Origin of the sequence: Pseudomonas sp. NY15364 (assembly GCF_048068235.1) — a bacterium.
GTDB lineage: Bacteria > Pseudomonadota > Gammaproteobacteria > Pseudomonadales > Pseudomonadaceae > Aquipseudomonas > Aquipseudomonas mendocina_D.
In genome coordinates, this window is record NZ_JBLUPX010000041.1 from 20,194 (window position 1) to 28,746 (window position 8,553).

An 8,553-nucleotide genomic window follows, 5' to 3' on the forward strand; every position below is an offset into this window, starting at 1 on the left:
TGCTGTTTTTGTCGGTTTTGTCACCGGGCACAGGCTTGCGAACTGTAGTGATAAAGGTAGTTAACGATGAGCGTCAGACACTTCCTCTCGATGATGGATTACACACCGGACGAACTGGTGGGGTTGATCCGCCGAGCCATCGAGCTGAAGGACCTGCGCAACCGCGGCGTGCTGTTCGAGCCGCTGAAGAATCGCGTGCTGGGTATGATCTTCGAGAAGGCCTCGACCCGCACCCGTCTGTCGTTCGAAGCCGGCATGATCCAGCTCGGCGGCCAGGCCATCTTCCTCTCGCCGCGCGACACCCAGCTGGGCCGTGGCGAGCCGATCGGCGATGCCGCCATCGTCATGTCGAGCATGCTCGACGCCGTGATGATCCGTACCTTCGCCCATAGCAACCTCACCGATTTCGCCGCCAAATCGAAAGTTCCGGTGATCAATGGCCTGTCCGATGACCTGCATCCCTGCCAACTGCTGGCCGACATGCAGACCTTCCTCGAGCATCGCGGCAGCATCGCCGGCAAGACGGTGGCCTGGATCGGCGACGGCAACAACATGTGCAACTCCTATATCGAAGCGGCGATCCAGTTCGATTTCCAGCTCAAGGTCGCCTGCCCCGAGGGTTACGAGCCGGACGCGCGCTTCCTCGCGCTGGCCGGCGACCGTGTGCAGGTGCTGCGTGACCCGCGCGAAGCCGTGACCGGCGCTCATCTGGTGAGCACCGATGTATGGGCCTCCATGGGCCAGGAAGACGAAGCCCAGCAGCGCATGGCGCTGTTCCGTCCTTACCAGGTCAGCCCCGCACTGCTCGATAACGCCGCACCGGACGTGCTGTTCATGCACTGCCTGCCGGCGCACCGCGGTGAGGAAATCAGCCTCGACATGCTCGACGACCCACGCTCGGTTGCCTGGGCCCAGGCCGAGAACCGCCTGCACGCGCAGAAGGCGCTGCTCGAACTGCTGGTCGAGCCGGCGTACCATCACGCATGAGCCAGCCGCTGCTGCAGCTACGCGGGCTGAACTGCGGCTACCACAGCCACAAGGTGGTGCAGGATCTCGACCTGCACCTCAACGCTGGCGATATCGGCTGCCTGCTGGGCCCTTCCGGCTGCGGCAAGACCACCACACTGCGCGCCATTGCCGGTTTCGAGCCGGTGCTCGAAGGTGAGATCGAGCTCGACGGTGAAATCATCTCCCGCGCCGGTTTCACCCTGGCACCGGAGAAACGCCAGATCGGCATGGTGTTTCAGGACTATGCTCTGTTCCCGCACCTGAGCGTGGCGGAGAACGTCGCCTTTGGCATTCGCAAGCACGCCAATGCCGAGCGCATCACCCAGGAGCTGCTGGAACTGGTCAAGCTCGGGCACCTGGCCAAACGTTACCCGCATGAACTGTCCGGCGGCCAGCAACAACGCGTGGCCCTGGCCCGCGCCCTGGCACCGGAGCCGAAGCTGCTGCTGCTCGACGAGCCCTTTTCCAACCTCGATGGCGAACTGCGTCGGCGCCTGAGCCATGAAGTGCGCGAGATACTCAAGACGCGCGGCACCAGCGCCATCCTGGTGACCCACGATCAGGAAGAAGCCTTCGCCGTCAGCGATCACGTCGGCGTGTTCAAGGATGGCCGTCTGGAGCAGTGGGACACGCCGTTCAACCTCTACCACGAGCCGCTGACACCTTTCGTCGCCAGCTTCATTGGCCAGGGTTACTTCATCCGCGGCCAGTTGCTCAGCCCGGAAACGGTGCAGACCGAACTCGGTATTATCCGCGGCAACCGTGCCTATACCTGGGCGCAGGGCAGCGCGGTGGACGTATTACTGCGCCCGGACGACATCGTTCCGGACGAAAGCAGCGAACTGAAGGCGCGTATCTCCGGCAAGACCTTCCTCGGCGCGGCCACGCTCTATCGCCTGCAACTACCGACCGGCAGCCAGCTGGAATCGATCTTCCCCAGTCATGCCGATCACCAGCCGGGCGACGAAGTAGGTATCCGCATCGCCGCCGACCACCTGGTGGCCTTCCCGGCCCTTGGCAGCGTCGCCGCGCAATTGCAGCTGAGCGAATCAGCTGGCGTGCGCCGAGTCAGCAGCAACTGATCAGAGCATCAGCTGGCCACTGGCGATATGCCGCGCGTGGCCAGCGATCTTCACCCGCTCACCCTCCAGACGACAACGCAGCTCGCCGCCACGCGCCGAACACTGGAAAGCGCTGAGCGTATTGCGGCCCAGGCGCTCGACCCAATAGGGCATCAGGATGCAGTGGGTCGAACCGGTGACCGGGTCTTCATCGATACCGATACTGGGCGCGAAGTAGCGCGAAACGAAGTCATGTTGGGCCCCGGCAGCCGTGACCAGCACGCCAAGCCCAGGCAAGGTAGCCAGCGCGGGCAGGTTCGGCTTCAGCTCGCGGAGTTCTGCCTCGGAATCCAGCACCATCATCAGTTCCTGCACGCTGCCATCAGCATTACCCAGCGCCAGTACCTGCTCCACCTGACGCTCCAGCGCACGCTCGGCCTGCTCGTGTAATTCCCGCGTCACCAACTCCGCGCGCCGCACCGGGAAATCCAGTTGCAGACGTTCGCCCTGCCGGGTGACCTGCAGCGCTCCGGACAAGCAGGTGAAATCCAGCACCTCGGCCGATTCCTGATAGATGTCGAACAGCACCTTGGCCGCCGCCAGGGTGGCATGCCCGCACAGCGGCACCTCGCTGACTGGGGTGAACCAGCGGATATGCCAGGCACCGCTCTCTTTCACCACGAATGCGGTCTCGGCCAGGTTGTGCTCGGCAGCGATGCGCTGCATCAGGGCATCGTCGAGCCAGGCATTCAGGCGATAGACCATGGCGGGATTGCCCGCGAACGGCTGATCGGTAAAGGCGTCAACTTGATGGAATTCGAGAGGCATGCTGCATTCCGGCCAGATTAGAGCCGCCAGCATGCCTACGCCAGGTAAGCCGCAACAGATACAGTTGCTGTTTTCCAGTTAAGCCCGAGCATCGCGGCTAAAACCGCTTCTACGATCCCAGGGTGCTTCAGGGCTCGCTGCGCACCCGCTTCACCGCATCCAGCCAACCAGCGTAAAGGCGTTCGCGATGTGCATCGTTCATCCGCGGCTCGAAACGCTGCTGACGATGCCAATGACTGGCGATGGCGTTCAGGTCCTGGTACAAGCCTAGCTTCAAGCCTGCCAGATAGGCGACGCCGAGCGCAGTGGTCTCGGTGACCTCCGGGCGTTCGACACTGACGCCGAGAATGTCGGCGAGAAACTGCATGACCCAGTTGTTCTCTACCATGCCGCCGTCGACACGCAGGGCGCTAGGCGCCGCCGCGCCGTCCTGGCGCATGGCCTCGAGCAGGTCACGGGTCTGGTAGCACACCGACTGCAGGCCGGCGGTGACGATCTCCTTGATCCCGGTATCGCGGGTCAGGCCGAAGATGGCACCGCGCGCTTTGGGGTCCCAATACGGCGCCCCCAGGCCGGTGAATGCCGGCACCAGGTAGACGCCGCAGGCTTCACCGGTGGCCTCGGCCAGCGCCTCGCTTTCGCGCGCATGGCTGATCAGCTTGATACCGTCACGCAACCACTGCACCGCCGCGCCTGCGACGAAGATACTGCCCTCCACCGCGTAGGTGACCTTGCCATTGAGGCGATAGCCGACCGTGGTCAGCAGACGGTTCTTCGAACTCACTGGCTGATCGCCAGTGTTCTGGATCATGAAACAGCCAGTGCCGTAGGTGCTCTTGACCATGCCCGGCTCGAAGCAGGCCTGGCCGATCAGGGCCGCCTGCTGGTCACCGGCCATGCCCAGCACCGGAATACTGGCGCCGAGCAGCGCGCTGTCGGTGTGACCGAACTCGGCAGCGCAGTCGAGCACCTCGGGCAGCAGGCTGGCCGGGATCTCGAACAGCTTGAGCAGCTCTTCGTCCCACTGTTGGGTATGTATGTTGAACATCAGCGTGCGCGAGGCGTTGCTGGCGTCGGTGCGGTGCACCTTGCCATCGGTCAGACGCCACAGCAGGAAGCTGTCGACGGTACCGAAGCGCAGCTCACCGCGCTCGGCCCGCTCCCGGGCACCGGGTACGTTCTCCAGTATCCAGCGCAGCTTGGTGGCGGAAAAATACGGATCGATCAGTAGGCCGGTCTTGGCCGAGACCGCCGCCTCGTGGCCTTGCTCCTTGAGCCCGGCGCAATAGTCGGCGGTGCGACGATCCTGCCAGACGATGGCCGGATGGATGGGCGTACCACTGACGGCATCCCACACCAGGGTGGTTTCGCGCTGGTTGGTGATGCCGATGGCGGCAATCGCCTCGGGCTGCAGACCGCTGCTGGCAATCGCATCGCGGCAAACCTTGAGCGTGGAGGACCATATCTCCTCACCGTCGTGCTCGACCCAGCCATCCTGCGGGAAGTACTGCTTGAACTCCTGCTGGGCGCGCGCAACCGGCAATCCCTGGGCACTGAAGATGATGGCGCGGGAGCTGGTGGTGCCCTGGTCGATGGCTAGCAGGTATTGGGTCATGCAAGATTCCTTGTTGTTATCGGTAACGTTCGCTGCTGTTGACCGCAGAATGGCTTATTTTGCTGGCAGCATACTGCTCGTTTCAGGCTTTGCCGATAGCGGCGAACTGCCCCTGAGTGTGCTGTGCCAGGGTCTCGGCCGAGAGCTCCAGCTCCAGCCCTCGCCGGCCACCACTGACGTGAATGGTAGGATGCTGGCGTGCACTTTCGTCGATAAAGGTACGCAGGCGCTTCTTCTGCCCTAGCGGGCTGATGCCGCCAACCAGATAACCGGTGGCGCGCTGTGCGGCTGCCGGGTCGGCCATGTCCGCTTTCTTCGCCCCCGCAGCTGCTGCCAGCGCCTTGAGATCGAGGCTGCCCGCCACCGGCACGACCGCCACCAGCAGCTCGCCCTTCTCGGTCGCTGCGAGCAGGGTCTTGTACACGCACTCGGGTGCCAGCCCCAGCTTCTCGGCCGCCTCCAGCCCGTAGGACGGCGCCTTGGGATCGTGCTGGTAGCTGTGCACACGGTGTTCGGCCTTGGCCTTTTTCAACAGATCGATTGCGGGAGTCATGTTCGAATGTGAAAACGCGATAAAAGATGCCTTACAGTAACAGGCCCAAATCCACCACCGCCACACCCTATAATGAGTGACCATCACAGGAAGCGCTCATGAACCTCGCTCCGCGCCAGCACGACATTCTCAACCTCGCCCGTGAACGCGGCTACGTCAGCATCGACGAACTGGCCCAGGCGTTCGCCGTGACCCCGCAGACCATTCGCCGCGACATCAACCAGCTGGCCGAGCACGGCCTGTTGCGCCGTACCCATGGCGGCGCGGCCTGCGAATCGTCAAGCATTCAGAACACCGCCTACGGCATGCGCGCGGGGCAGATGCGCGAGGAGAAACAACGCATCGCCGAGGCGGTGGCCGCGCAGATCCCCGATCAAGCCTCGCTGTTCATCAACATCGGCACCACCACCGAAGCCATCGCCCGCGAGCTGCAGAACCACAAGGGACTAAAGATCATCACCAACAACCTGCACGTCGCCGCCCAGCTCAGCGCCAAGGCCGACTTCGAGGTACTGGTGGCCGGTGGCACGGTGCGCGGCGACGGCGGTATCGTCGGCCAGGCCGCAGTGGATTTCATCCAGCAATTCAAGGTCGATTACGCCATCGTCGGCATCAGCGGTATCGACGACGACGGCAGTCTGCTCGACTTCGACTACCAGGAAGTACGGGTTTCCCAGGCGATCATCGACAACGCCAGACAGGTCTTCCTAGCCGCCGACTCCAGCAAGTTCGGCCGCAACGCCGTGGTACGCCTGGGCTCCATCGCCCTGGTCGACCGCGTCTTCACCGACAGCGCGCCGTCGGCTGCCATCACCCGCCTGCTGCACAGCCACAAGGTTCAACTCGACCTGGTTTGACTGGCCTCTCAACGGCTATCGCGTAGGGCGGGTGCAACCCGCCGGCGACGTATCGGCGGATTACACCCGCTCTACAACTACAGCAAACCCCATCCCTAAGTACCGCTCGGCGCGCAATCGCGTGCCGGGGTAGCGAAACTGCGCATCTTCGTCTAGCATATTTTCGAAAGTGAACATAAACACATTCGAATCCAAATAGCCGAGCGTGCCACATGCCCCACGACCAGTTCGCCAGCCCCGTTGCGGAAGTCTATGACCTCGCGGTCGTTGGCGGTGGTATCAATGGAGCGGGCATCGCAGCCGATGCAGCCGGTCGTGGCCTTTCCGTGTTCCTTTGCGAAAAGGATGACCTGGCCAGCCACACCTCTTCGGCCAGCAGCAAGTTGATCCACGGCGGCCTGCGCTATCTGGAACACCATGAGTTTCGCCTGGTGCGTGAGGCCCTGGCCGAGCGCGAAGTGCTGCTGGCCAAGGCGCCGCATATCGTCAAGCCGATGCGCTTCGTTCTGCCGCACCGCCCGCATCTGCGTCCGGCCTGGATGATTCGCGCCGGCCTGTTCCTCTACGATCACCTGGGCAAACGTGAGTGCCTGCCGGCCTCACGCGGCCTGCGTTTCGGCGCCGGCAGCCCGCTGAAGGCGGAGATCAGCCGCGGCTTCGAATATTCCGACTGCTGGGTGGACGACGCCCGCCTGGTGGTACTCAACGCCATGGCCGCACGGGAAAAAGGCGCGCACATTCACCCGCGCACCCGTTGCGTCAGCGCCCGACGCAGCAAGGGCCTGTGGCATATCCATCTGGAACGCAGCGACGGCAGCCTGCTGTCCATCCGTGCACGGGCGCTGGTCAATGCCGCCGGCCCCTGGGTCGCTCGCTTCATTCGTGACGACCTCAAGCAGCAATCGCCGTATGGCATTCGTCTTATCCAGGGCAGCCACATCGTCGTGCCGCGCCTGTACGAAGGCGAGCAGGCCTACATCCTGCAAAACGAAGACCGCCGCATCGTCTTCGCCATCCCTTATCTGGAGCGCTTCACCCTGATCGGTACCACCGACCGTGAATACCAGGGCGACCCTGCTCAGGTCACGATCACTGCCGAGGAAACCGACTACCTGCTCAAAGTGGTCAATGACCATTTCAAACAGCAGCTCAGCCGCGACGATGTGCTGCACAGCTTCGCAGGCGTACGTCCGCTGTGCGACGACGAATCCGATGAGCCGTCGGCCATTACCCGTGACTACACCCTGTCACTCTCCGGTGCGCCGGGCGAAGCGCCGTTGCTGTCGGTCTTCGGCGGCAAGCTGACCACCTACCGCAAGCTGGCAGAGTCCGCCATGCAACAGCTGGCGCCGCACTTCACGAAACTGGGCCCGAGCTGGACAGCCAGTGCCCCGTTGCCCGGCGGCGAAGATCTGCAAAGCCAGAGCGCCCTGGTTGAAGCACTCTGCGAACGCCACGGCTGGTTGCCCACCAGCCTGGCCAGACGCTGGGCCAGCAGCTATGGCAGCCGCACCTGGCGACTGCTCGATGGCGTGCACAACCTCACCGACCTTGGCGAACACCTGGGTGCCGGGCTCTACATCCGCGAAGTGGACTACCTGCGCCGCGAAGAGTGGGCGCGCAGCAGCGCCGACATCCTCTGGCGGCGCAGTAAGCTGGGCCTGTTCATGAGCCCGGCGCAGCAGACACGTCTGCAGGACTACCTGAATAGCCACGACCCGCATTCGGCTCACGCCGCCTGAATTCTGCGTGCCCCATGCCCCGCTTTGCGGGGCTTTTTTATAGGCGCGAAAAAATAAAATACCGGCGCTAGTTGCCCGATGGCGTCATGCCTGAACTTTCAGCAACTTATTTATTGCGTCAATTCAATAACTTGGCGCCATGATGCGGAATAAAAACATTCTTATTCGGTTTTATTTTTACTTATGTTTCAAACACTTAGGTTTGACATAAAGAAGAACGAGGCCGAAAATTCAAGGCTATCACTGTCATTGAAACTGCAGGAGCGGTCATGAAAGGCGACAAGAAGGTCATTCAACACCTGAACAAGATTCTTGGTAACGAACTGGTCGCCATCAACCAGTACTTCCTGCATGCGCGCATGTATGAAGACTGGGGCCTGAAAAAACTCGGCGAGCATGAGTACCACGAGTCCATCGACGAGATGAAGCACGCCGACAAGCTGATCAAGCGCATCCTGTTCCTTGAGGGCATTCCGAACCTGCAGGATCTGGGCAAGATCCTGATCGGTGAAAACACCAAGGAAATGCTCGAATGCGACCTGAAGATCGAGCACAAGGCCCATGGCGACCTGAAGGCTGCCATTGCCTATTGCGAGAGCATTGGTGACTACGCCAGCCGCGAACTGCTGGAAGAAATCCTCTGCTCCGAGGAAGATCACATCGACTGGCTGGAAACCCAGCTGAGCCTGATCGAAGCAGTAGGCCTGCAGAACTACCTGCAGTCGCAGATGGACGAATAAGCCTTACCCGCTACATAAAAGAACGGGAGCCTATGGCTTAATGCCAGTCAGTTAAGCGCTACAGCTTGACCTTCTGCGCGCTGAAACGAAAATCCGATGCTTGTTTTGAGCATCGGATTTTTTATGCGACTTTCCCGCGCCTTGGCACT

General features: G+C 62.0%; 8 protein-coding genes. 5 read left to right on the forward strand and 3 right to left on the reverse strand.

The annotated features are described in order from the left end of the window. Positions 1-66 precede the first annotated feature (66 nt). Both argF and ACNFCJ_RS22070 read left to right on the forward strand, forming a co-directional pair. Positions 67-987 (forward strand): ornithine carbamoyltransferase, encoded by a 921-nt coding sequence (gene argF / locus ACNFCJ_RS22065; protein WP_416773648.1) that lies wholly within the window; start codon positions 67-69, stop codon positions 985-987. After that, a complete protein-coding gene (locus tag ACNFCJ_RS22070; RefSeq protein ID WP_416773649.1) occupies positions 984-2,090 on the forward strand; it encodes an ABC transporter ATP-binding protein in 1,107 nt (368 codons plus the stop codon). Before argF ends, ACNFCJ_RS22070 begins: the two co-directional genes overlap by 4 nt. On the opposite strand, the gene ACNFCJ_RS22075 is transcribed toward ACNFCJ_RS22070, so the two are convergent. The 3 genes from ACNFCJ_RS22075 to ybaK all read right to left on the reverse strand — a co-directional run bounded on the left by ACNFCJ_RS22075 (position 2,091) and on the right by ybaK (position 5,065). Continuing rightward, positions 2,091-2,897: a PhzF family phenazine biosynthesis protein gene (locus ACNFCJ_RS22075; RefSeq protein ID WP_416773650.1), complete on the reverse strand. Its 807-nt coding sequence runs from the start codon at positions 2,895-2,897 to the stop codon at positions 2,091-2,093. It abuts the gene before it with no gap. A gap of 127 nt (positions 2,898-3,024) precedes the next feature. Beyond that, positions 3,025-4,512, reverse strand: a complete 1,488-nt coding sequence (gene glpK / locus ACNFCJ_RS22080) for a glycerol kinase GlpK (protein WP_416773651.1) — start codon at positions 4,510-4,512, stop codon at positions 3,025-3,027. Between the two features lie 82 nt (positions 4,513-4,594). Continuing rightward, the gene (ybaK, locus tag ACNFCJ_RS22085; RefSeq protein WP_104728835.1) at positions 4,595-5,065 is read right to left on the reverse strand and encodes a Cys-tRNA(Pro) deacylase; all 471 of its coding nucleotides are present in this window, start codon (positions 5,063-5,065) and stop codon (positions 4,595-4,597) included. A gap of 98 nt (positions 5,066-5,163) precedes the next feature. On the opposite strand from ybaK, the gene ACNFCJ_RS22090 reads away from it, so the two are divergent. The 3 genes from ACNFCJ_RS22090 (at position 5,164) to bfr (ending at position 8,404) form a co-directional block, all read left to right on the forward strand. Continuing rightward, on the forward strand, positions 5,164-5,922 hold the full coding sequence (locus ACNFCJ_RS22090; protein ID WP_416773652.1) for a DeoR/GlpR family DNA-binding transcription regulator: 759 nt from the start codon (positions 5,164-5,166) through the stop codon (positions 5,920-5,922). A 212-nt stretch (positions 5,923-6,134) separates the two neighbouring features. Continuing rightward, positions 6,135-7,664 (forward strand): glycerol-3-phosphate dehydrogenase, encoded by a 1,530-nt coding sequence (gene glpD, locus ACNFCJ_RS22095; RefSeq protein WP_416773653.1) that lies wholly within the window; start codon positions 6,135-6,137, stop codon positions 7,662-7,664. Between the two features lie 269 nt (positions 7,665-7,933). Beyond that, a complete protein-coding gene (gene bfr / locus ACNFCJ_RS22100) occupies positions 7,934-8,404 on the forward strand; it encodes a bacterioferritin (protein WP_003462607.1) in 471 nt (156 codons plus the stop codon). Positions 8,405-8,553 lie beyond the last annotated feature (149 nt).

Coding starts and splice junctions, on each gene's coding strand:
- glpK (WP_416773651.1), bottom strand. CDS start 4,512: ATGACCCAATACCTGCTAGCCATCGACCAGGGCACCACCAGCTCCCGC.
- ACNFCJ_RS22090 (WP_416773652.1), top strand. CDS start 5,164: ATGAACCTCGCTCCGCGCCAGCACGACATTCTCAACCTCGCCCGTGAA.
- ybaK (WP_104728835.1), bottom strand. CDS start 5,065: ATGACTCCCGCAATCGATCTGTTGAAAAAGGCCAAGGCCGAACACCGT.
- glpD (WP_416773653.1), top strand. CDS start 6,135: ATGCCCCACGACCAGTTCGCCAGCCCCGTTGCGGAAGTCTATGACCTC.
- ACNFCJ_RS22070 (WP_416773649.1), top strand. CDS start 984: ATGAGCCAGCCGCTGCTGCAGCTACGCGGGCTGAACTGCGGCTACCAC.
- ACNFCJ_RS22075 (WP_416773650.1), bottom strand. CDS start 2,897: ATGCCTCTCGAATTCCATCAAGTTGACGCCTTTACCGATCAGCCGTTC.
- bfr (WP_003462607.1), top strand. CDS start 7,934: ATGAAAGGCGACAAGAAGGTCATTCAACACCTGAACAAGATTCTTGGT.
- argF (WP_416773648.1), top strand. CDS start 67: ATGAGCGTCAGACACTTCCTCTCGATGATGGATTACACACCGGACGAA.